General features: G+C 59.2%; 20 protein-coding genes. 16 read left to right on the top strand and 4 right to left on the bottom strand.

All coding sequences use genetic code 11. The features are described 5' to 3' along the window. The first annotated feature begins 137 nt into the window (after positions 1-137). Together PY649_RS26665 and PY649_RS26670 are read left to right on the top strand one after the other, a co-directional pair. Positions 138-899 (top strand): SDR family NAD(P)-dependent oxidoreductase, encoded by a 762-nt coding sequence (locus tag PY649_RS26665; RefSeq protein ID WP_285871873.1) that lies wholly within the window; start codon positions 138-140, stop codon positions 897-899. A 152-nt stretch (positions 900-1,051) separates the two neighbouring features. Beyond that, the gene (locus PY649_RS26670) at positions 1,052-2,110 is read left to right on the top strand and encodes a helix-turn-helix transcriptional regulator (protein WP_285871874.1); all 1,059 of its coding nucleotides are present in this window, start codon (positions 1,052-1,054) and stop codon (positions 2,108-2,110) included. 23 nt (positions 2,111-2,133) lie between these two features. On the opposite strand, the gene PY649_RS26675 is transcribed toward PY649_RS26670, so the two are convergent. Together PY649_RS26675 and PY649_RS26680 are read right to left on the bottom strand one after the other, a co-directional pair. Further along, the gene (locus tag PY649_RS26675) at positions 2,134-3,309 is read right to left on the bottom strand and encodes a helix-turn-helix transcriptional regulator (RefSeq protein ID WP_285871875.1); all 1,176 of its coding nucleotides are present in this window, start codon (positions 3,307-3,309) and stop codon (positions 2,134-2,136) included. 177 nt (positions 3,310-3,486) lie between these two features. After that, positions 3,487-3,801, bottom strand: coding sequence for a hypothetical protein (locus tag PY649_RS26680; RefSeq protein ID WP_285871876.1), 315 nt, complete (start codon positions 3,799-3,801; stop codon positions 3,487-3,489). Positions 3,802-3,813: 12 nt separating this feature from the next. Between PY649_RS26680 and PY649_RS26685 the strand changes: the two genes are divergently transcribed. The 3 genes from PY649_RS26685 (at position 3,814) to PY649_RS26695 (ending at position 8,053) form a co-directional block, all read left to right on the top strand. Continuing rightward, positions 3,814-4,578 carry a helix-turn-helix domain-containing protein gene (locus PY649_RS26685; RefSeq protein WP_285871877.1) on the top strand — a complete coding sequence of 255 codons (765 nt, stop codon included), beginning with the start codon at positions 3,814-3,816 and terminating at the stop codon, positions 4,576-4,578. 242 nt (positions 4,579-4,820) lie between these two features. Continuing rightward, positions 4,821-6,098 carry a glycoside hydrolase family 5 protein gene (locus PY649_RS26690; RefSeq protein WP_285871878.1) on the top strand — a complete coding sequence of 426 codons (1,278 nt, stop codon included), beginning with the start codon at positions 4,821-4,823 and terminating at the stop codon, positions 6,096-6,098. A 212-nt stretch (positions 6,099-6,310) separates the two neighbouring features. Then, on the top strand, positions 6,311-8,053 hold the full coding sequence (locus tag PY649_RS26695; RefSeq protein WP_285871879.1) for a GMC oxidoreductase: 1,743 nt from the start codon (positions 6,311-6,313) through the stop codon (positions 8,051-8,053). Here PY649_RS26695 and PY649_RS26700 read toward each other — a convergent pair. Next, a complete protein-coding gene (locus PY649_RS26700) occupies positions 8,030-8,749 on the bottom strand; it encodes a cyclic nucleotide-binding domain-containing protein (RefSeq protein ID WP_285871881.1) in 720 nt (239 codons plus the stop codon). The two genes, PY649_RS26695 and PY649_RS26700, sit on opposite strands and share 24 nt — an antisense overlap. 248 nt (positions 8,750-8,997) lie before the next feature. On the opposite strand from PY649_RS26700, the gene PY649_RS26705 reads away from it, so the two are divergent. Genes PY649_RS26705 through mog form a run of 11 tightly spaced genes read left to right on the top strand, consistent with a single transcriptional unit; the run spans position 8,998 to position 22,608 of the window. Beyond that, positions 8,998-11,748: a nitrate/nitrite transporter gene (locus PY649_RS26705; RefSeq protein ID WP_285871882.1), complete on the top strand. Its 2,751-nt coding sequence runs from the start codon at positions 8,998-9,000 to the stop codon at positions 11,746-11,748. A 15-nt stretch (positions 11,749-11,763) separates the two neighbouring features. Continuing rightward, complete coding sequence (locus PY649_RS26710) at positions 11,764-15,510, top strand: nitrate reductase subunit alpha (RefSeq protein ID WP_285871883.1); 3,747 nt, start codon at positions 11,764-11,766, stop codon at positions 15,508-15,510. Then, complete coding sequence (narH, locus tag PY649_RS26715; protein ID WP_285871884.1) at positions 15,507-17,033, top strand: nitrate reductase subunit beta; 1,527 nt, start codon at positions 15,507-15,509, stop codon at positions 17,031-17,033. Before PY649_RS26710 ends, narH begins: the two co-directional genes overlap by 4 nt. Beyond that, on the top strand, positions 17,033-17,743 hold the full coding sequence (narJ, locus tag PY649_RS26720) for a nitrate reductase molybdenum cofactor assembly chaperone (RefSeq protein ID WP_285871885.1): 711 nt from the start codon (positions 17,033-17,035) through the stop codon (positions 17,741-17,743). The genes narH and narJ overlap by 1 nt, the downstream gene beginning before the upstream one ends. 13 nt (positions 17,744-17,756) lie before the next feature. After that, complete coding sequence (gene narI, locus PY649_RS26725) at positions 17,757-18,488, top strand: respiratory nitrate reductase subunit gamma (protein ID WP_285871886.1); 732 nt, start codon at positions 17,757-17,759, stop codon at positions 18,486-18,488. A gap of 5 nt (positions 18,489-18,493) precedes the next feature. Further along, on the top strand, positions 18,494-19,390 hold the full coding sequence (locus PY649_RS26730; RefSeq protein WP_285871887.1) for a peptidylprolyl isomerase: 897 nt from the start codon (positions 18,494-18,496) through the stop codon (positions 19,388-19,390). Between the two features lie 9 nt (positions 19,391-19,399). Continuing rightward, positions 19,400-19,687, top strand: a complete 288-nt coding sequence (locus PY649_RS26735; protein ID WP_285871889.1) for a hypothetical protein — start codon at positions 19,400-19,402, stop codon at positions 19,685-19,687. 2 nt (positions 19,688-19,689) lie between these two features. Then, the gene (locus tag PY649_RS26740) at positions 19,690-20,937 is read left to right on the top strand and encodes a molybdopterin molybdotransferase MoeA (RefSeq protein ID WP_285871890.1); all 1,248 of its coding nucleotides are present in this window, start codon (positions 19,690-19,692) and stop codon (positions 20,935-20,937) included. Between the two features lie 56 nt (positions 20,938-20,993). Beyond that, positions 20,994-21,563, top strand: a complete 570-nt coding sequence (locus tag PY649_RS26745) for a DUF2478 domain-containing protein (RefSeq protein ID WP_285871891.1) — start codon at positions 20,994-20,996, stop codon at positions 21,561-21,563. Between the two features lie 7 nt (positions 21,564-21,570). Further along, on the top strand, positions 21,571-22,047 hold the full coding sequence (locus PY649_RS26750; RefSeq protein WP_285871892.1) for a hypothetical protein: 477 nt from the start codon (positions 21,571-21,573) through the stop codon (positions 22,045-22,047). A 39-nt stretch (positions 22,048-22,086) separates the two neighbouring features. Further along, entirely contained in the window at positions 22,087-22,608 is a 522-nt protein-coding gene (gene mog, locus PY649_RS26755) for a molybdopterin adenylyltransferase (RefSeq protein ID WP_285871893.1), read from the top strand. A 46-nt stretch (positions 22,609-22,654) separates the two neighbouring features. On the opposite strand, the gene PY649_RS26760 is transcribed toward mog, so the two are convergent. Next, complete coding sequence (locus PY649_RS26760; RefSeq protein ID WP_285871894.1) at positions 22,655-23,863, bottom strand: NnrS family protein; 1,209 nt, start codon at positions 23,861-23,863, stop codon at positions 22,655-22,657. Positions 23,864-23,891 lie beyond the last annotated feature (28 nt).

The raw sequence follows: 23,891 nt of genomic DNA on the forward strand, positions 1-23,891 counted from the left end.
GGTTGGGGGATGTCAGCCGAAATCTTGCACAGTCTTTCGGCATCTCGCTTTAGGACGATGGCGCTGCAGCCCTCTCGGAACCGGAAGGAAGATTTTCTGCGGGTTTCAGGGAAGGAGATGTCATCTTGAAAGGGCGGGTGGCAGTCGTAACCGGTTCGACGAGCGGTATCGGCCTTGGTATTGCCTGCAAACTAGCCGCGGGCGGCGCTGATCTCGTGATCAATGGGCCCGGGGACACCTCGGCGAATGAAGCACTCTGCAGGGAAATCGCCAAAGTCTATGGTGTTCGCGTGGCGTTCGGCGCAGCAGATCTATCGAATACGGACGAGGCCAACAAGCTCATCGGTTATTCAACCGATGCCATGGGGCGTGTCGACATCCTGGTCAACAATGCCGGCATGCAACCGGCTGATTCCGCGCATATATCTGCCGCCCAACAATGGGACGCAACGATCGCGGTCAATCTGACGGCTGTGTGGCTCACAATACGTGCGGTTCTTCCACAGATGCTTGAGCGCGGTTGGGGAAGAATCATCAATGTTGCACCCATGTGCCGCGCCGATGCCGAAAACAAAAGCGCGGCCCAGGCATCGAAATACGGCGTGATCGGTTTGACGAAGGATGTGGCGCTCGATCTTGTAGGCCGCGGCGTTACCTGCAATGTGATTTGTCCCGGCTGGGTGCCCAGCCCCCACGTCAAGACGATCAGTAGCGATGCCAAACCTCCCAACGGCCGCCGCCCCAAGGCCCGCCGGCGAACAGCTGTTGGAGAGTTGCAACTATCCTATGAGCTGAAGGCGCCGGACCATCTCGGTTCGCTCGCCGCCTTTTTCTGTTCCGACGCCGCGGCTCAGGTGAACGGCGTGGCGCTGCCCGTAGACGGAGGCTGGTTCCGGTGATGATTCGGCATAGTTGCAATCTCATTCCGATAACACCGATCTTCACCCGCCTATATCTAATCTTCACGAGCATGTTCAACGTGTAGCGACAATCAATAGTCTTGTTCGTGAGTGACGTGGGATGGGGCCCACCAATCGTCAGGAGCATTCATATGATCAATATGTCTCAGCTCTTGCATGCCATCGACGTCGCAGGTGTCGGCGACACGCTGACGGCTTCGATCGATTTCACCACACTGGAATATCCGCCGCACGAGCAGTTCGATGCCTTTCGGTCCATGAGGGAAGGGGTCGAAGAGGGTTGGCTTATCCGAAGCAACGGCCCCACTTTTCCGGCGCGGCAAGTCGTTTGGGATCTCGGGAAGATGGTGTTCGCCTATACCAGACTTCCCGGCGACGGCTATGTTTATGGATGGCACCATTTGAGGAAGGCGATATTCGACCATTGGTACATCCTGCTAGCGCTACAGTCGTCCGGCTCCGACGACTGCGAGGAAATTCCGGCCGCCATGCCGACCTTGCACTGCCTTGCAAAGCCATTTGAAGCGCAAACGGCGGCATCGGGCAGTCTGGCCCTTTACGTGCCCCGGGATTTGTTCGTGCCCGGTGACCACATGGCAAACACCCAGTTCGGTGGCGGGCTAGGGTCGCTGCTTGCGGATTACATGCTGCTCCTGCGCAGGTCGTTGCATGAGGTCCGATTGACGGAGACGTCCTATATCGTCGATGCCACTCGTGCCCTTCTTGCCGCATGTTTGGCTCCATCGCGCGACGGCATGGCAAAGGCACAAAGTCCGATCGATCGGACGATCATGGAACGGGCGCGGCAGCTGATCGCGCGCAAGCTCATTGATGCGGATTTGACCGTCGACAGCCTTTGCAGGGACCTCGGCCTTTCGAGGGCACGTCTTTATCGGCTTTTCGAAGCAAACGGCGGCATCCACGCCTATATTCGTCGCGAGCGGTTGCTTCAAACGCGCAAAGCGCTTTCCAACCATGACGACCGACGGCCAATCTGTCAGATCGCCGAGCAGTGGGGTTTTATCGATCCCTCCGCCTTCACGCGGGCCTTCAGGCACGAGTTCGGTATCTCGCCACGAGATGTCCGCTCAGAAGCAATTCGCGACAGTCTGCACATTTTCGCCGAAACCAAGACCCGGCCTCCTTTGCACGGGCAGAGCCTTGGTAACATGCTGACCTTCGCTGGATAGACGCTTCCAGACCTTGCAGCCGGTTACGTGTCGCCACGACCCTCAATAAGGGAAGGGGCATGGCCGTAGTGCATATGATAGGCGCGCGAAAAGCTTGAATAGCCTTCGTAGCCGACGCGCCGCGCGATTTCGCTGATCGACAGCTGCCCAGCGCTCAGCAGAACCCTGGCTTCTTCCATTCTCACCATCCGCGCATAAGCATGGGGCGTGGCACCGAATAGCTCGCGAAAGCCTATCGTCAGCTCATTGTGGTTAAGTCCGACACGAAGCGCCATCTGCTTGATGGTGGGTTGGTTGTGGATCTCTCGCCTGTAGATCGCCGCCGCGGTTTTGATCGCCTGGGCCTTGCCATCAGCGGAGCGCAAGCGGGTTCCCCTTCGCAGGGAAAGAGCGTTGAGCTGTGCGACGACGTCACAGATGATCTCGATGGTCTTCGCCTTGAGGTACATCATCTTCAACGGCTCTTCGTACCTGCACGAAATGATCTGATCTGTGGTGGTGATGATGGAGGGTGTTGGGGGCAGCCTCAAGGCGTCCGCCATTCCCACATCCGTGAGGAAGATTGGCTTGTACATGGCCGGAATGTTGTCAGGCCTCAGACCGAAATGATTGAGAAAATATTGTCTGTCGCAAGCAATCATTATCCCGCGGAATTTTGCCCCGGCCGCAGCCTCCGAGATGGAGCGCGGGCAATTGGTGATCTGCATCTGTGCCGCGTTGACACGTTCGACATGATCACCGACCAGGCGCTGATAAGAACCCTTGATGGTTATCTGAATGCAGACGAAGCCTCTGCGTGCCATCGCGACGCTATGAGATTGAAGGACTTCGAAATTCTGCACGTAAAGGAAGATGAAATCGTCGATCCGCCGATAGTGGCCGTGTTCCCTGGTGCGGAAAATGCCTTCGGTGGGGCCGAGCGCATCGCTGATTCGCACGAACTCGTTATGGCGAAGTTCGCTTTGGATGCCCCTCAGATCAAGTTCCAAGGATTGATGCTCCAAGGATTTATGCATGGCGACCAACCATAAGACACGTCTACGATAAGTAGGTGTTGATGTTGATGTCAGGTCCGAATCTGGGCCCAACTCACGGGCAAGCCTGCAGAAGAAAAAACAGTATTTTTCAAGGGGGAAAATAATTCGCAATCGCTTAAATAACAAGCTGAAATCTTTGGTAGAGTCGGCGATTGACAACAATCGATGATGGCCTACCTTGTTATTGTGGTTGCGTTATTTTGGCATGAAATGCGCCACATGGTTTTCCAGTTGCGCAGCGAAAGACCGGCAGAAATCCGTTTGTTGCACAGGCATTTCAGAGGGATTCCTGACCATAACAAGAACAGGACTGTGGACGTGTAAGCAACTTCGTAGGCCTTAGCGCTTTGGAGTACGTCGATGACCAGTATGTCCCCGTTGAAAATCGGCGATCGGAAACAGCTTCGAGATGACAGGCTGTCGTGTTTTATAGATTTTACGACGGCCGCTTTCCCTCCGAGAGATCAATTCGACGTTTTTCGCGCCGCTCACGAAGGCGTTTGGGATCTTTCTCTCGCCAAGAGCGAGGATGCGTCTTTTCCGGCGCGCCAGATGGTTTGGGATCTCGGAAAGCTGGTTTTCACCCGGACCAAGCTGCCGGGACAAGGGTATGCTCACCACTGGCGGCACATCAGAAAAGCCAGACTTGATCATTGGTACGTACTGATGCCGTTTCATTCATCGAAGCCCGGCGACGCTCCTGCGAACGGTAGGGCTTTGCCGCGCCTGCACTGCCTGTCAAAGCCTTTCGAAGCGGAGATGGAGGCGGATGGAGCCCTCGCCTTGTTCATGCCGCGCGATCTGTTCGCCTCGTCCTTCGAGCTCGATGACAAGTCGAACGCCGAGGCTGCTGGCCGGCTCGGGTCGCTGCTGGGAGACTACCTGCTTCTCCTCAATCGATCCTTGCCTGAGCTGCGGATGACGGAACTCCCCCATGTCGTCGAAGCTACCCGCTGCCTCATGGCCATGTGCCTGGCGCCGTCGCGAAACCGGATCGCGGAGGCCAAAAAACCAATCAATTCGATATTGATCGAGCGGGCGCGACGGTTGATCGACCTCAGGCTTGCACAAGCCGATCTGACCCCGGATATGCTCTGCATCGAACTCGGTGTGTCGAGATCCCGCCTGTACAGACTGTTTGAACCGCTTGGCGGCATATCGGCCTATATCAGGCGTCAGCGCTTGCTTCGCACGCGGGACGCCTTGTCCGACAGTTCGGATATGCGTCCAATCGCGTGCATAGCGGAGCAATGGGGTTTCTACGACGCCTCTGCCTACAGCCGAACCTTCCGGCACGAATTCGGCGTAACCCCCAAGGAAGCGCGGGAGGCCGGATGGAATGGCTGCGGGTATCTCGTCGGACAATCCAGACCTCAGGAAGCCAACCACGTCTCAAGTCTCGAATACCTGTTGCGTGGTCTTTCCGCCTGACACCAGGCGTTATCAGGACCAGACATTGCCTCCAGACCAAACAGTGCCCCATCGCGGTTGCTGCTATCCGATCTGGAAGGCCGTCTTGCGGCTATGCGGTCAGGATATCTTCGATCCGGATCGGCATGGTCCGAACACACTTGCCCACTGCTCCTTGCTACGCCGGTTAACCTGACATCACGGCGCACGGCCTTGCTTTGGCCTCATCCGGCGTCAAACTGGTGAAAACGCTGGATGTGCCGATGAAAAACCATCTGCTTGCCTTCGCCGTGCTGTTGGCCGTGTCTTTGGGCCTCCTTTCGCCAGAAGCCCACGCTCAGGGATTCGTTCATGCCGATCACCAGCGGATTGCCGACGGTAACGGCAAACCGCTGATCCTGCGTGGCATGGCGCTGGGCGGATGGATGGTCCAGGAAGGCTATATGCTAGGCCTGTCCAATCTTGGCGCCCAGCGTGTCATCCGCAGCCGCATTTCAGAGATCATCGGTGCGCGGAAGACCGAGCAGTTCTATCGGTCGTGGCGCGACAATGCGGTTACGAAAGCCGATATCGACGCCATGGCCGGCTGGGGTTTCAACAGCGTGCGCCTGCCGATGCATTGGAACCTGTTCATCAAAGATAGGGCAGGTAAGAGTGGCACCGGTAAAATCGTCTGGAACGAGGAAGGGTTTCGGCGCGTCGATGCCTTGATCGCCTGGCTCAAGGCCGATCGCATGGTTCTGATCCTCGATCTGCACGCCGCGCCCGGTGGCCAGGGCAACGATCTGGCGATTTCTGACCGCGATCCGCAAAAGCCGTCCCTATGGGAGAGTGGCGACAATCAGACGAAGATGATCGCGCTGTGGGCCGAGATCGCCCGGCGCTACAAAGATGAGCCGACCATCGCCGGTTATGATCTTCTCAACGAACCGAACTGGGGTTTCCAGGACAAGGCCGACATCCACGGCTGTAGCGAAACCGGCAACAAACCGCTACAGGACCTTTACGAGCGAACCATCCGGGCGATCCGCTCCGTCGATACCAACCACATGCTGATCATCGAAGGCAATTGCTGGGGCAACAACTATGCCGGTCTGTTGCCCGTCGCCGACCGCAACACGGTGCTGAGCTATCACAAATATTGGACCGCCACGACGCAGGAGTCGATCGAGCCTTTCCTGAAACTACGCGCGCAATATGACATGCCGCTGTGGAACGGCGAGACGGGAGAGAACTCCAACGACTGGTATTCCCGCGCGGTCGAGCTGGCAGAGAAGAACGACATCGGCTGGTCCATGTGGCCACTAAAGAAGATCGGTAGCAACAATCCGCTCGAAATTCCTAGCAACACCCAGTATCGCCGTCTCGCCAGCTATCTGCGGGGTGAAGGCAAAAAGCCCAAGGCTGACGAGGCCTTCGCCGGGCTGATGCGGCTGGCGGCCCACAGCCGGTTTGACAGGAATATCCGACACGCGGATGTGATCGATGCACTGTTCCGCGCGCCGAATAGCGGCCGTCCGATTTCCGATCAAAAGCCATAGGATCATCCGGAAGATAATCCAACTTCCGATTGGCAAGTTTCGACATCGCCGCGCAAGTTAGTCTTTGGTGTTAGGTGCCGACGCATAAAGGTATCGAATTTATACCGGTATTAAGGCTTCCGACTTTTTGGTTACTTGTCGAAAATTTCGTAAAAGCTAATCTAGCGCTCCTGGCATCGGAATATCTGTTCGCGTTGACGGAAATGACCCGGATGAAAATCGAGCGACTGTCCAACTATGACGACAATTCGATCATTGCGGCGGACCTCGTTGTCGTAGGGGGCGGTCCCACGGGGCTGACCATCGCAGCGCAATGCGCTGGGGCGGGCAGAAAGGTGCTCGTCGTCGAAAGTGGGCTTGAACTCGAAAACCCCGAGCATTCGGCACTCAACGAGGTCGAGAACGTTGGCCAGCCGATGTCAGAGGAGCAGTTTTTCAAGCGGATCACATTTCACAGCCCTCAAGCTGGATTCTGGTCGCAGGAGATGCAGCCCTTCGGTGTTCGCTGCCGGGCGCTCGGGGGGTCGACGCATGCCTGGGCCGGGAAATCGGCACCTTTCAGCGCCATTGACTTCAAGGCTCGCTCCTGGGTTCCAAATTCGGGATGGCCGGTCGATCGCGCGCAAATCGATTCTTATCTCCTGCGTGCAATGGATGTGCTGAACCTCAGCCCCAAGGAGCCGCCGAGCCGTTTTGAGAAGGAGGGACTTCATTCCTTCTATTGGCAGTTTGCCCGCTCGCGCGTAGATCGGCTCGACGTCATGCGCTTCGGGAACGAATTCATGGCGCGGCGGCCGGATAATACTCATGTTCTTCTGAATGCGACCGTGACGCGTGTCGGCCTGAGCCCCGACGGATCGCGTTTCTCGCATCTCGACGTCGTCAGCATGGAAGGCAAGCGCGCCCGCATCGAGGCCAGATTGTGCGTGCTGGCGGCGAGCGGGATTGAAAACGCCAGGCTGCTGCTGGCATCCAACGATGTGTTTTCGAACGGAATTGGCAATCACCACGGTGTCGTCGGGCGATATCTGATGGATCATCCGGGAGCGCGCATCGGCAGAATTCCGACCGACCAAATGGCCGTACTTGCCAAGCTGTTCGGCTTCTTCGGCGTTCACCACAATGGCCGCGCGCATATGTTCATGCATGGCCTGGCGCTGACACCGGAGATACAGGAGCGCGAGCAGTTGCTGAACGCCGCCGTTTACTTCGTCTCAGAGCGGGCGCCGGACGATCCGTGGGATGCATTGAAGAAGCTGTTGCGCAGGCGCAGTACAAATGTCGGACGCGACCTGCTTTCGGTTGCGTCAGGTTCCGGACTTATCGCGAAGGGAATCGGAATGAAAGTCCTTTCCGACAACCGGACGCCCAAGGTCTTCAAGGATCTCGTGGTCAACACCGCGATCAGACTGTCCCCGAATGTGGTCGCCAATGAATTCCAGGATCACGGCGTGCCGCACAAGCTGATCGGCTTGGGGATCGATGCGATCTCGGAGCAGATTCCGAACCCCGACAGCAGGATCAGCCTGAGCGGCCGGAAGGACCGGTTTGGCATTCCGCTCGCCAAGGTCGATTGGCGGATCAACGATGTCGAACGCCAGACGCTCCTCAGAATCGCGGAGCTCTCACGCACAGCCCTGATGAGCGCCGGCCTGCCTGCCCCGATGCTTGAAAATTGGGCACTCGAACGCAGACCGCAGGATGTCGTCATCATCGACATGGCGCATACGCTTGGCACGACACGAATGTCGGCCGACGCGAAGACAGGCGTTGTCGACCAGGATTGCAGGGTTCACGGCTTGCCCAATCTCTATGTTGCCGGCGGATCGGTATTCCCGACCAGCGGCCATGCAAATCCGACATTAATGATCCTGGCCTTTGCCATAAGGCTCGCCGATCACCTGAATGCGGAACTGGCAAAGGGCTTAGTGCTAGCTGGAAGTCTGTCGGAATAAATTTTCAGGATCGTCGATCAAGGGGTCTGGTTTCGCAAAAACAAGAAGGGCGTCCAGCCGTTCGATTTCAACACGCGAGCCGTGTACCTTCACGCCGTGAGATCGCAGAGTGAGAAAAGCGCGCGATAGGTTTTCGGGCGTCATCCCCAGGTGCGAAGCGAGGACACGTTTCTCGACGGGAATTTCCACGACACCATTTCGCCCGCGCTCCCTTTGCATGCGCAGGAGCCAGTTTGCCAGCCGCTCGGCGCCGCTCCTCATTTTCTGACTCTTAAGGTCCTTGATTGTCCGGCGATAACTTGCCGCGAGTTCCATGACAATCGCGCGCATGAAGGCCTGATCGGTTTCCATGGCGTGACGCACTTTTTCCGCGGGTATCATCAGAATGGTGGATGGCTCCAATGTTCTGGCGGACTGAAGATAAACCTGGTCGTTGAGGACGGCGGCGAGGATGAAAATACCGACCGGAGCAATGATTTCCAAAGTCGTCTCCCGCATGTCCGTTGCCGCATACATTTCGACCAGCCCCTCCACGACCACATGGAGGAAATCCGCCGGCTCGTTTTCGCGAATAAGATTCACGCCACGCGGGAATCGCTGAAGAAAACTCGTTTCGATCAAGTCCCGGAACGTGCTATCATGCAGCTCTCTAAACAATGCCAACTGCCGAACCTTGGCAGCATTTTCCGATCGCATCGCGTGTCTCCTTGTACGGGCGGACGGCCTGTTTACAGTGCGTGATTGATAATTATCAAGTAGCAAGTATAAAATAATCAATTTTTGGACCTATATTAAGCAAATTCTCGCAAACGCTCCTGATTAACTTGAGCGTTATTTTGCGCGTTGGGTTGTGTTTGATCCAAATCAAAGTGGTCGGCGGCGTTAATCGCTATTTTTCTCGGGACTGAAGACTTGTCATTCATCGTCACGAACGGAATATGCTTATGCCTGCTATCCAGAAGTTCGACAGCAGAGATCAACGCACCGCCCTAGGCGCGAGCACCGTTGCCTTCACGGTATGCTTTGCCGCTTGGACTATCTTTGCAATTATCGGTATTCGAATACGGGAGGAGCTCGGTCTTAGCGAAACCGAGTTCGGACTTCTGGTCGGAACGCCGATCCTCACGGGATCGCTGATCCGGGTCGCGCTCGGCATCTGGACTGACCGTTACGGAGGTCGCGTGGTCTTCGTCGCGACCATGCTTGCAGCGGCTGCGGCGACCTTTATCCTGACCTATGCGCATACCTACCCGCAAATGCTTCTGGCGGCGTTCGGCGTCGGTATCGCAGGTGGCTCGTTTGCCGTCGGCGTTGCTTATGTGTCGCGATGGTTCCCTCCGGAAAGACAAGGCGTGGCGCTCGGCATCTTCGGAGCCGGCAATGTCGGCTCCGCAGTGACTAAGTTGCTTGCGCCGCTGGTGCTCGTTGCCTGGGGCTGGCAGGCCGTGGCGGAGATATGGGCCGCGGCACTCGTCGTCATGGCGGTTATCTTCTGGTTCACCACCAAGGATGATCCGGTTCTGGTCGAACGCCGCAGGACGGGGGTCAAGCCAAAGAGTGCCTGGTTGGAGCTCGAACCGCTGAAGAACGTTCAGGTTTGGCGCTTCTCACTCTATTATTTCTTCGTCTTCGGTGCCTTCGTGGCCCTGGCCCTTTGGCTGCCGCAATATCTCGTCGCCGTCTATGGGCTGGACATCCGCACGGCCGGCGTGATCGCCGCGTGCTTCTCCATTCCCGCCAGCCTTTTCCGCGCCTACGGCGGCCATCTATCTGATGTCTATGGCGCACGGCGCGTGCTTTATTGGACCTTCTTCGTCTCTGTCATCGCAACCTTCATCCTTGCCTATCCGCCGGCCGACTACGCCGTCCGCACCGTGGCTGGTCCGATTACCTTCCACATCGAGATGGGACTCGTCGGCTTCACGGTGACAGTCTTCATTCTCGGCTTCTTCATGGCGCTTGGAAAAGCTGCCGTCTACAAGCACATTCCCGTCTATTATCCGGCTCACGTCGGCGCCGTCGGCGGGCTGGTCGGCATGATCGGCGGTCTTGGCGGCTTCGTCCTGCCGATCCTCTTTGGTGTTCTGCTCGATCTCACCGGCTTGTGGACGAGCTGCTTCATGGCGCTCTTCCTTCTGGTCTCGGCTGCGCTTTTGTGGATGCACGTCTCCGTTCGCCAGATGGAGCGCCGCGCTGCCGGAAACGCGCTCGAGGTTCTGCCTCCCTTCCCAGAAATGCAGGGCATGCCTCAGCCGGAAAAGGTCTCGTCCGCTGAAGGAGCCGTGCTGAGGGACTGGCATCCGGAGGATCCATCCTTCTGGGCGGCTAAGGGTCGCCGCATCGCACGCCGCAATCTGTGGCTTTCGATCCCGGCGCTGCTCCTTTCCTTTGCCATCTGGCAGGTCTGGTCGGTGGTGGTCGCAAAGCTGCCGCTCGTCGGCTTCACCTTTACGACGGACCAGCTCTTCTGGCTTGCAGCTCTACCTGGCATTTCAGGCGCGACATTCCGGATATTCTACTCCTTCATGGTGCCGATTTTTGGCGGACGTCTGTGGACCACGCTGACCACCTGGTCGCTGATCATCCCGGCGCTCGGCATCGGATATGCGGTGCAGAACCCGGATACGCCCTATATCGTCTTCCTTCTTCTTGCTCTGCTTTGCGGCTTCGGCGGTGGTAATTTCGCCTCGTCGATGTCCAATATTTCCTTCTTCTTTCCGAGGTCGGAAAAGGGCAATGCGCTGGCTCTCAATGCCGGTCTCGGCAATCTCGGCGTGAGTGTGGTCCAGTTCGTCGTTCCGCTCGTCATCACCGCCGGCATCTTCGGCTGGTTCGGTGGCGATCCGGTCATGACGAAAGGAACGGCCGGCGAAGCACCGCTCTGGCTGCAGAATGCCGGCTTCTTCTTCGTTCCCTTCATCGCGATCTCGGCCTTCGCCTCCTGGTTCGGGATGAACGACATCGCTTCGGCCAAGGCTTCCTTCGCCGAGCAGGCGGTCATCTTCCAGCGTCGGCACAACTGGATCATGTGCTGGCTCTATACCGGCACCTTCGGCTCGTTCATCGGTTATTCGGCCGGCTTCCCGCTGCTTACCAAAACGCTGTTTCCCGATGTCAACGCACTGCAATTCGCCTTCCTGGGCCCGCTCGTTGGCGCGCTCTCCCGGTCCGCGACAGGCTGGCTCGCCGATCGTTATGGCGGTGCACGCGTAACCTTCTGGGTCTTCGTTCTGATGATGATCGGCGCCGGAGGTGTCCTCTGGTTCATTGCGACGAAAGACCAACCGGGCGCCTTCCTGGGCTTCTTCATCTCGTTCCTTGTGCTCTTCTTCGCCACGGGTGTCGGCAATGCGTCAACCTTCCAGATGATCCCGGCGATCATGGGCAGGGAAATGACCCGGCTGATGCCCGATGCCGCCCCTGAAACTCGTCGCCTGCAGGCGGAGAAGGAATCGGCCGCGATCACTGGCTTCACTTCGGCAATCGCCGCCTTCGGCGCCTTCTTCATCCCGATGGGCTACGGCCTTTCGATCAGGTTCGCAGGTGGGGCCGAAGCCGCCCTCTGGGCCTTCCTCATCTTCTATGTGAGCTGCCTTGTGCTCACCTGGGTTGCCTATACCCGCAAGGGCGGCCTGCTTCACGACATCGAGCGCGGCAAGCGCAACACCGCTGGCAAAGCGGCCGCTGCCGAATAAGACCAGGAGAAATACATGTCCCATTTCCTCGACCGGCTGACCTTCTTCCGGAAGAACGTCGATGAATTCTCAAACGGTCATGGCATCGTCACGAACGAAGATCGCTCGTGGGAGGATGGCTACCGCAAACGCTGGCAGCACGACAAGATCGTGCGCTCCACCCATGGGGTGAACTGCACGGGCTCCTGTTCCTGGAAGATCTACGTCAAGGGAGGCATCGTCACCTGGGAGACCCAGCAGACGGATTATCCGCGCACTCGGCCGGATCTGCCGAACCATGAACCGCGCGGCTGTTCGCGTGGCGCGTCCTATAGCTGGTATCTCTATTCCGGCGCGCGCGTGAAATATCCGATGATCCGCGGGCGGCTGTTGAAGCTCTGGCGCAAGGCGAGGGCGACCATGGCGCCGGCCGCCGCCTGGGCGTCGATCGTCGAGGATGCGGAAAAGCGCAAGTCCTATATCTCCATTCGCGGCCATGGCGGCTTCGTGCGCGCGAAATGGGACGAGGTGAACGAGATCATTGCAGCCGCCAACGCCTATACGATCAAGGCGCATGGCCCCGACCGCATTATCGGCTTCTCGCCGATCCCGGCCATGTCGATGGTCTCGTACGCGGCGGGTTCGCGCTATCTCTCGCTGCTTGGCGGCGTGTGCATGTCCTTCTACGACTGGTACTGCGACCTGCCACCGGCAAGCCCCCAGACCTGGGGCGAGCAGACGGACGTGCCGGAAAGTGCCGACTGGTACAATGCCGGCTTCATTATTCTCTGGGGCTCAAACGTGCCGCAGACGCGCACGCCGGATGCGCATTTCTATACGGAGGTCCGCTACAAGGGCACCAAGAGCGCCGTCGTCAGCCCCGACTATGCCGAGGCAACGAAATTCGCCGATATCTGGCTCAATCCCAAGCAGGGAACGGATGCTGCGCTGGCGCTCGCCATGGGCCATGTCATTCTGCGGGAATATTATCTCGACCGCACGGTTCCCTATTTCGACGACTATACCCGTCGCTATACCGACATGCCGTTCCTGGTGCGGCTTGCCGAACAAAATGGCAAGCTGGTTCCCGAACGCCTGTTGCGTGCTTCCGAGCTCGACGGGGGGCTGGGCGAGACCAACAATCCGGAATGGAAGGCCGTCGCGATCGACGAAAAGACGGGCGAACTGGTCGCTCCCCTAGGCTCCGTCGGTTATCGCTGGGGTGAGCAAGCCAAATGGAATCTCGAGCAAAAGGACGGGCGCGGGCGCGACATAAGTCTCAAGCTATCGCTTGCGGGCGAGGACGCGGCGACGATAGAGCAGGTGGATTTTCCCTATTTCGGTGGCCGTGCAAGCGAGCATTTCGTTGCGACGGACCATGGCGAGATCCTGACCCGCAATATCCCGGTGCGAACGCTCAAGGACGCCGCTGGCAACCCGGTTAAAGTTGCCACCGTCTATGACCTGATGATGGCGAACTATGGCCTCGAGCGTGGCTTCGGCGGCGCAAATGTCGCCCACGACTATGACGCGGACATACCTTTCACACCCGCCTGGGCGGAACGTATCACCGGCGTCAAGCGCGACGCGATCATTACCGTCGCGCGCGAATTTGCCACCAATGCCGAAAAGACCAACGGCCGCTCGATGATCATCATCGGTGCGGGCATGAACCATTGGTACAACATGGACATGAACTATCGCGGCGTGATCAATCTCCTCGTCTTCTGCGGGGCGATCGGTCAATCGGGCGGCGGTTGGTCCCACTATGTCGGTCAGGAGAAGCTGAGACCGCAGACCGGTTGGACGCCGCTTGCTTTCGCGCTCGATTGGGCCCGTCCGCCGCGTCACATGAACTCGACCTCCTTCTTCTATGCGCACACGGATCAATGGCGTTACGAGACGCTGACGGCTTCCGAAATCCTGTCCCCGACCGCTCCGGAGGGTGACTGGAACCAGAGCTTCATCGACTACAACGTTCGCGCCGAACGCATGGGTTGGCTGCCGTCGGCACCGCAGTTGAAAATAAACTCGCTTTCGATCGCCAAGAAGGCGAAGGAGGCGGGCCTGGAACCGAAAGACTACGTGGCGAAGGGGCTGAAATCCGGCGAGCTCGAGCTTGCCTGCCACGATCCGGACGATCCGGCCAATTGGCCGCGCAACATGTTTGTCTGGCGCTCCAACCTGCTCGGCTCTTCTGGCAAGGGGCACGAGTATTTTCTGAAGCACCTGCTCGGCACCGAGAACGGCGTGATGGGCAAGGATCTCGGCGAACAAGGCGCAGTGCGCAATAAGGAAGTCGTGTGGCATGACGAGGCGCCGCGCGGCAAGCTCGATCTTTTGGTGACGCTCGACTTCCGCATGTCGACTACCTGCGTCTATTCCGACATCGTGCTGCCGACCGCCACCTGGTACGAGAAGAACGACCTCAACACCTCGGACATGCATCCCTTTATTCATCCGCTGTCAGCTGCGGTGGATCCGGCTTGGGAAGCCCGCTCCGATTGGGAAATATACAAAGGCATCGCAAAGGCCTTCTCGCGTGTCGCGCCAGAGGTGCTTGGCGTCGAGCAAGATGTCGTTCTGACGCCGATCCAGCACGACAGCCCTGGAGAAATGGCGCAGGCCTTCGACGTGAAGGACTGGAAGCGCGGCGAGATCGAGCCGATCGCGGGCCGTACCATGCCGTCGGTTGCGGTCATCGAACGTGACTATCCCAATATCTACGCGCGATTCACGGCGCTGGGGCCGCTCATGACCTCTATCGGCAACGGCGGCAAGGGCATCAGCTGGAAGACCGAGCATGAAGTCGCGGCGCTCGGGGCGCTCAACGGCGTGCACGAGAATGGCGCTGCAAAGGGCCTTCCGAAGATAGACACCGATATCGATGCGGCCGAGGTCATCCTGATGCTCGCGCCCGAGACGAACGGTGAAGTGGCGGTGAAGGCCTGGGATGCGTTGTCGAAGGCAACGGGCCGAGAGCACGCGCATCTTGCAGTGCCGAAAGAAGACGAGAAGATCCGGTACCGCGACATCCAGGCGCAGCCGCGCAAGATCATCTCGTCGCCGACATGGTCGGGCATCGAGAGCGAAAAGGTCTGCTACAATGCCGGCTATACGAACGTCCATGAACTGATCCCTTGGCGTACGCTCACCGGCCGTCAGCAGCTTTACCAGGATCATCTCTGGATGCGCGCTTTCGGCGAAGGATTCGTCACCTGGAAGCCACCGGTCGACCTGAAGACGATCGCCGTCGTCAAGGATCGACGCCCGAACGGCAACAAGGAGATCGTTCTCAATTTCCTGACGCCGCATCAGAAATGGGGCATCCATTCCACCTATACGGACAACCTGCTGATGCTGACGCTGAATCGCGGCGGGCCGGTCGTCTGGATATCCGAAGTGGATGCGAAGTCGGCCGGCATCGTCGACAACGACTGGGTGGAAGTCTTCAACGCCAATGGCGCGTTGACCGCCCGCGCCGTCGTCTCTCAGCGCATCAAGCAGGGCATGATGCTGATGTACCACGCCCAGGAGAAGATCATAAACACGCCGGGCTCCGAGATGACCGGCAACCGCGGCGGCATCCATAATTCGGTAACGCGCACCGTATTGAAGCCCACGCATATGATCGGCGGCTACGCCCAGCTGGCCTACGGGTTCAACTATTACGGAACCGTGGGTTCCAACCGCGACGAGTTCATCGTCGTCCGCAAGATGTCCAAGATCGATTGGCTTGAGGGGCCGCTCTCAACCAATGCGCCGAAGGAGGCCGCAGAATGAAGATTCGTGCCCAGATCGCAATGGTGTTGAACCTCGATAAATGCATCGGCTGTCACACCTGTTCCGTCACCTGCAAGAACGTCTGGACCAGCCGCGAAGGTGTCGAATATGCCTGGTTCAACAATGTCGAGACCAAGCCCGGCCTGGGCTATCCCCGCGAATGGGAGAACCAGACGAAGTGGAACGGCGGCTGGCGGCGCAAGCGTAACGGCAAGATCGAGCCGAAGATGGGCGCGAAATGGCGCATCCTGGCCAATATTTTCGCCAATCCGGATCTCCCGCAGATCGACGATTATTACGAGCCCTTCACCTTCGACTATGAGCATCTGCATACGGCGAAGGAATCGAAAGCCGTCCCGACAGCCCGGCCTCGGTCGCTGGTGTCCGGTGAACGCATGGAAAAGATCGAATGGGGTCCGAACTGGGAGGAAATCCTGGGCGGTGAATTCGAAAAGCGCTCGAAGGACGTCAATTTCGAAGGCATCGAGAAGGAAATCTACGGCCAGTTCGAAAATACCTTCATGATGTATCTGCCGAGGCTGTGCGAACACTGCCTCAATCCGGCTTGCGCGGCGGTATGCCCATCCGGTGCCATCTACAAGCGCGAGGAGGACGGCATCGTTCTGATTGACCAGGACAAGTGCCGCGGCTGGCGCATGTGCGTCTCTGGCTGCCCCTACAAGAAGATCTATTACAATTGGTCGTCGGGCAAATCGGAGAAGTGCATCTTCTGCTATCCGCGCATTGAGGCCGGCCAACCGACGGTCTGTTCGGAGACTTGCGTCGGGCGTATCCGTTATCTCGGCGTCCTGCTCTATGACGCCGACCGTATCGAGGCGGCGGCAAGCGTCCCCGATGAGAAAGACCTCTATCAGGCGCAGCTCGATCTCTTCCTTGATCCCAAGGATCCGAAAGTGATCGCACAGGCCCGCGCCGATGGTGTGCCGGAAGCCTGGATCGAGGCGGCTCTCACATCACCGATCTGGAAGATGGCTATGGACTGGAAGGTCGCATTCCCGCTGCATCCGGAATACCGCACCCTGCCGATGGTCTGGTACGTGCCGCCGCTTTCGCCCATACAGTCGGCCGCAGCCGCCGGCAGGATGGGTCTTGATGGCGACATGCCGGATGTCCGCTCGCTGCGTATCCCGTTGCAATACCTTGCTAATCTGCTGACCGCAGGCAACGAGGACCCGGTCGCGCTGGCTCTCGAACGCATGCTGGCCATGCGGGGTTACATGCGCGCCAAGTCCATTGACGGGCGCATCGATGAGCGTATCGCCGAAAAGGTCGGACTGACCGGCGCCGACATTGAAGACATGTACCGGATCATGGCGATTGCGAACTACGAGGATCGCTTCGTCATTCCGACGGCGCATCGCGAATGGAGCGAAGACGCCTACGATCTTCGCGGCTCCTGCGGTTTCTCGTTTGGCAACGGCTGCTCTGGCGGAACGAGCGAGCCCAATCTCTTCGGCGCGAAACAGCCGAAGAAAGCCTCAAACCCGATGGAGATCGCATGATGCCCGAGAGACAGGAAAATCTCACTTTCCGGGCGCTGTCCGCGCTTCTGACCTATCCGACCGAAGAGCTTTGCGGCAGCGTAGCGGAGATCGAGGAGGTAATCACTTCCGAGAGGCTCGTACCATCTTCTGCCGCCAGGGCACTTCGGCCGCTCCTCGAGGATCTCGCCTCGCTCGATCTTTTCGAGTTGCAGGAGCGTTATGTCGAGCTTTTCGATAGAACTCGGCGCCTTTCGCTCCACCTCTTCGAGCATGTGCACGGGGAAAGCCGCGATCGCGGCCAGGCCATGGTCGACCTCGCCTCGCTATATGAGAAAGGCGGGCTGGAACTCTCCGCCAACGAACTGCCGGATTACCTACCGCTGTTCCTGGAATATCTGTCGACCAGACCACGGGATGAGGCGCTGAACCTTCTCGCAGAAACCGTACACATCCTTGCAGCGCTTGAAGAACGCCTCGTACACAGGAATTCTCCATATGCGGCGGTTCTGACCGCGATCCGTGTCATGGCGGGCGTATCTCTCGACACCTCCGACCGACAGGAATTGGCCGAAGAGCTGGATAGCGATCTCGCCGCGCTTGACGCTGAATGGGAAGAGACGGCCGTCACTTTCGGCCCCGGAAGCAGTGGCATGGATGGCTGTTCCAACGAACGGCTTCAGACCCGTCTGCGCGCGGCGCGCCGCGACGCGCGCACCAATGCCGGTTGAAGGAGGAACAACGATGTCAGAGACCATCAATTCCGCATTGTTCGGCTGGTATCCGTATTTTTGCCTCACCATCTTCCTGCTCGGGAGCCTCATTCGTTTCGACCGCGAGCAATATACCTGGAAAACAGGCTCCTCCCAGTTGCTGCGCCGCAGCCAGTTGCGCTGGGGATCGAACCTCTTTCATGTCGGCATATTGGTGATCTTCATCGGCCATGCCGGCGGATTGCTCACGCCGATTGCCGTCTTCGATTGGCTCGGTGTCTCGCATGGTTTCAAGCAGGGACTCGCGATCGTCGTCGGTGGCCTCGCCGGCATCGCCTGTTTCATCGGGATATCCCTTCTTGCGCATCGCCGTTTCTTTGATCCGCGCATCCGCGCCACGTCGAGCTTTGGCGACATGGCAATCCTGCTCATTCTCTGGCTGCAGCTCACGCTCGGCCTCTCCACCATTTTTGTCTCCCTCAACCACATGGACGGCCACGAGATGGTGAAGTTCATGAACTGGGCGCAAGGCATTCTGACGTTGCAGCCGTCCGCTGCCGCTTACGTCGCGGACGCGAATCCGATCTTCAAGATGCACCTGATCCTCGGCATGACGATCTTTCTGCTGTTTCCCTTCACCCGGCTGGTCCACGTCTGGAGCGCACCGATCTGGTATCTCGGGCGACCCGGCTATCAGGTCGTGCGCAGTCGCTACTCGCGCGAGCGGCATCCCGCGCGGTCCTACAAGCATCCGGCGGAGTGAAGAACATGGTTTCGATCATCATCGACCGCACGACAGAACGGGCCCAGGAAGGCCATGATCACCGACATGAACATGCCCCGGTTCGGGCAGCATCCTCCGAGCCCGTTACCATGCCGCCAGTAAGCGTCAACGGTGTTTCGATTTCCCGCAAGGATATCGCCGCTGAGACGCAAAATTTTCCGGCCGTCAATCCAGGCGCGGCCTGGCACGCGGCAACGCGGGCGCTTGTCGTCCGTCAGTTGCTCCTGCACGAAGCGCAACGCCTCGCCATGACCGCCAGCCCGCAAAGAGATACGGACGGGCGGATGGAGACCGACGAAGACGCACTCCTGCGCGCACTCGTCGAACGCGAGGTACAAATCCCCGAAGCGGACGAAGAGATGCTGCGGCGCTTCTACGAGAACAATCGCAAGCGCTTTGTGACGCCACCACTCTTCGAGGCGGATCATATTCTGATTGCCGCAAATAGGCAGGATGCCGCGGCATTTGTCGAAGCTCAGGAGAAGGCCGTTTCGCTTGCCGCCGTTTTGGCGCAGGAGCCGGGGCGCTTTGCAGCCCTTGCGAGGGACTGTTCCGACTGCCCCTCGAGGGAAGTCGGCGGTAGCCTCGGGCAGATCAGCCCGGGGGAAACGACGCCGGAATTCGAAGCCGCGCTCGCCGCTCTTACTCCCGGTGAAATATCCGCTCCGGTCGAAACCCGGTACGGCGTCCATCTCATTCGGCTGGTACGGAAGATCGAGGGGGCGCTGCTGCCGTTCGAGGCAGTCAGGAACCGGATCGCCGACTATCTCGAAGACCATGTCCGCCGACAGGCGACGGCACAATACATCGCGCTGTTGATCGGCCGTGCCGACATCAGGGGTATCGCTCTCGAGGGTGCAGCCACCCCCTTGGTTCAGTGAGGGTAGGACATGCTGGGATCTATCATCGCTTCGCTTGACAATCCGCAGACTGCGGCCGCCGTCATCGGAGCGGTCGGCATGGAAGGCTTGGCCGAGCGGGTCGAAAAGGCGGCCGCTGCCGAAGCCATGGAACCGGCCGCCTATCTTGCCGCGGCCGTTCGGTCGTTCATGGAGACAGCTTCAGACGATCACTTTGTCCAACTGATCGGCATCATGAACCGCGCCGAGGATCCGACCCTTGCCGCTGTCCGCGCCATCCTGCACAAAGTCCTGCCAGAAGCGGGCGAGGCGGCTTGACGATGCCTGCTCTCCTCCCAGACTGCTACCACTTCGAAAGGGTCATGGTGTCGTTCGAAGCGGCGCGCCTAGCCGCAATGGCGCTCGCCACACCGCTCGATCTCCGAGACGATGTGCCATTGGCCCACGCCCGAGGACGCATCCTGGCCGCACCGATCGAGGCGCCGCGGTCCCTCCCGCCATTCGATCAAGCCGCCATGGACGGATATGCCGTCCATATCGCCGGCAAGGGCGGCGTACCTTCCGTTCTTCCGGTGACCGGCCGCACGATAGCCGGCGATCCGCCGGGTGTGCTCGCGCCGGGTACGGCTCACCGCATCATGACGGGCGCCGCACTTCCGAGCGGTGCCGATACCGTCGTGATGCAGGAGCATGTGACACGCCGAGGCGATCTCGTGCAGCTTGGTCTGGATTTGAAGCCCGGCGCCCACATCCGGAGGGCTGGAGAGGACGTAACACAGGGAAGCGTCGTCCTCGACCGGGGCCGTATCATCGGCTGGAAGGAAATTGCGCTGCTCGGCGCCCTTGGGATCGACACTGTTGCTGTTGTCCGTCCTCTCAGGATCACCGTTCTGACGACGGGCTCCGAACTTCACGCCGCCGGCACACCGCTCCCGCCGGGCGCGATTTACGATTCCAATGGTCCCATGCTCGCTGCGCTGCTGGCGGGGCCGAACATAGATGTCGTATCGCTGACGTTTTCTGATGATCCGGCGGCAATCACGCGCGCACTCCAGGAGATCAAGGAAACCGCTGACATTGTGATCACGTCAGCTGGTATGTCGGTCGGAGAAGGGGATCACGTTCGCGATGCCGTCCTGCGGGCCGGCGGCGAGCTGGATGTCGTGAAGGTCGCAATGAAGCCCGGCAAGCCCTTGGCGTTTGGAAAGCTCGGCAATGCGTGTTTTGTCGGACTTCCGGGCAATCCGCAAGCGGCAGCCTTTGCGGCGCTCGCCTTCGTGCGCCCCATGACGAGGGTTCTTCTCGGTCAGGCGCCGGTTGACCGTATGACGGCGGAGATGACCTTTACCTTCACCCACAAGCCGGATCGCACGGACTTGCTCCCCGTTCGGTTGAGCGTCGAGCGAGGGCGTCTGATCGCCCATCGCTGCGGACCCGACGGCTCTCACCGAATAATGACGATGGCATGCGCCGATGCCATCGTCATCGTACCCAATGCTCAGACCGCTGTGGAAGCGGGCGCCGTCCTTGAGGTGCTTCCATTCGATCAATCGCATTCCGATGCGTGAACGCGATGGTGCTGCGCCTGTCAATCTGGCGCTGATTTCTGTTTGAAGGAGACCGCATGCAAATCGCTCATCCAATCTTCCCGATCACCGGGATCGTCTATTCGAAGGGATCGGAGTTCGAGGCCTTTCTGCAGGATGTCACCGCGACAATGGCTGATCAGGGCATGCGGCTGGCCGGGCTCGTTCAGCACAGTCAGGCGAAGCCCGGCCGCACGAAATGCGATATGTATCTCCGCGACCTCGCGACAGACGAGGTCCGCGCGATATCCGATGATCGCGGCCCCCATGCCCGCGGCTGTGTCCTGAATACCGACCGGTTACTGAGTGCATGCGAGGCCGCGGAAGCCGGTTTATCCGACCGGACCGACCTGCTGGTTCTCTGCAAATTCGGGAAGACCGAGGTGGAGGGCGGCGGATTCAGATCGCTGATCGCAAGGGCGCTGGAACTTTCGGTTCCCGTCCTGATCGGAGTCCCTGCCATCAATCTCGAGCCGTTTCGCGATTTCACAGCCGGGTTTGCACAGGAGATCGAGCTGGCGGATCTTGCCTCCGATCGGCTGGTGGCTGCAAAGCGTCTGCGGTCCATCTATTGGCCTGCCGACGATGCGCTGAAGGTGGTTGCGTGAAGGGCAAATGATGGATGACATCGTGGTGGCCCGCGCCCTGCACGTCCTCTCCGTGATCCATTGGATCGGCGGGCTAAGCTTCGTGACATTGGTCGTATTGCCTCTGGCTAGATCGCAGCGGATCGCCGAAGACGCGCTGACGCTGTTTGAAAGCGTCGAACGGCATTTTTCGGCACAGGTTCGAGTCTCGGTCCCGCTCGCAGGTGCAACGGGTCTCTGGATGACTTACAGGATGGACCTCTGGGACCGGTTCGCCGATCCGGAATTCTGGTGGATGTCGGCGATGTTCGGCGTATGGCTCATCTTCATGCTCATGCTGTTTGCGATCGAACCGCTACTGCATCTGAAATTCGAAAAGAGCGCGCGGCTAGACCCGAGGGCATCCATCCGCCGTTTGAGCCGTTTGCATGAATTTCTACTGTTGCTCGCGGCCGTCACCGCATTTGGTGCCGTTGCCGGATCTCATGGTCTCGTTTTCTTCTGACTGCATGCCGGAATTTGTCCGTACTCGGAGGTTGTTCGAATGGTTCGCATTGGAATTCTCACAATATCCGATCGCGCGAGCCGCGGCGAATATGCCGATCTCGCAGGGCCGGCGATCCGACAATGGTTGGAGCGGGCCATCGTCTCTCCCTGGACAGCTTTGCCGAGAATCGTCCCCGATGGCTTCGAAAGCGTCCGGCGCGCGCTAATCGACTTCTGCGATCAGGACCGTGTCGATCTGGTGCTGACGACCGGCGGCACCGGGCCGGCGGCGCGCGACGAGACACCCGAAGCGATGCATGCTGTGATCGTCAAGGAACTGCCTGGCTTCGGCGAGGTTATGCGACGCGCGAGCTTCGAGACCGTGCCGACGGCAATTCTCTCGCGCCAGTCGGCCGGCACACGCGGCAGCACCCTGATCGTCAACCTGCCGGGCAAGCCGTCGTCGATCGATCTTTGCCTTGGCACAGTGTTTCCAGCGATCCCCTATTGCCTCGACCTGATCGGCGCCGGACGTATCGAAACCGATCCGGCTTTTGTCGCGACTTTCCGCCCCTCATGAAATTGGCGTCAGGCCGGCGGCGTCTTCGCCCAAACGCGTTGCTGGCCTACGAACTGCGGCGGGCAAGCAGCAGCATCGGCGCATATTCTAAGCAGAAGAGACCGAATGCCGCGATCCAAAGAAGGCCGGCGATTGCGTAAATTGAGGTGGCAAAGATTGGCAGAACCTCGGCAAACGGGCGCACGAGGGCTGCCATGACGAGCAGGATATAGGAAGCACTGGTCAACCACGACGCGGTCAGTGCGCGCCCGGTGTGCCCGCGGCTCGCCCTTGTTATGACCGCGAGCATCATGCAGGCGATGGCTCCGATCGTCAGGACATGAAGTACGGAATATTCGTTGAGAATGCCCGCTGCTCCGAGAGCGATAGACGCGAAGCCCAGAGGGAGGAAGCCATAGGCCACATGCAGGATGAGCAGCAGCTTTTCCCGTCGCACGGTCCAGCCCCGCCACCGCGCCAGACGGACGGCATGGAGCAGGGCCGCTGCGGCAGCGGGCAGGATGGTGAGGGAACTGTCAGGCAGGGCTGTCCAAAAGGCCAGTGCGGCGACGCCACAAAGAATGGCTATCGTATCGAACCGATTGTAGGGCACCGGGAAATCGACCCTTCCAAAGCGGTTCAGCCAGTTCCGCGTGAAGCTTGGCAGGATTCGTCCGCCGACAATGGTGACCAAGGCCACGTAGGCGCTGACGGCAAGCCGGACGGCGATGCTGTTGTCAGAGGCGCCACCGATCACCGAAACGTGGAAAGCGATGTTGGCGATCGATAGCGCCAGCAGGCCGGCAATGACTTTCAGATCTTTCCATTTGCGACCGGCGACGACTTCGCTGGCGCAAATGAACAGTAGCGTCGGCAGGAACAGGCTCTCCAGCACGGCCGACGGGACAACACCGGCGAAATCGGGAAAGAGAAGCGCGACTCTCCCTACACACCAAAGGGAAAAGAGCAGGACAAGCGGCCAGCCTGAGACCGGTAAGCGTCCCGTCCAGTTCGGGACGGCGGTGAGCAGGAAGCCGGCCAACACGGCCGAGGAGAAGCCGAAAAGCATCTCATGCGCATGCCAATAAACAGCGCCATAGCTGCCTCCTACCTCAGCGCTCCCCATCAATGACATCATCCAAATCGCCATGGCTACGATGGCCCAAAGGCCGGCGCCAAGGAAGAAAGGCCTGAACCCATAGGAGAAGATCACAGGTCCGGTATTTGCGATCCCTCTCGGGATCGCCCGGCTTACCTTCTGTTCGACTTTACTCATTTCGTCGCTCCGCAATACTGCTGTCGGC

Origin of the sequence: Rhizobium mayense (assembly GCF_030272705.1) — a bacterium.
Classification (GTDB): domain Bacteria; phylum Pseudomonadota; class Alphaproteobacteria; order Rhizobiales; family Rhizobiaceae; genus Rhizobium; species Rhizobium mayense.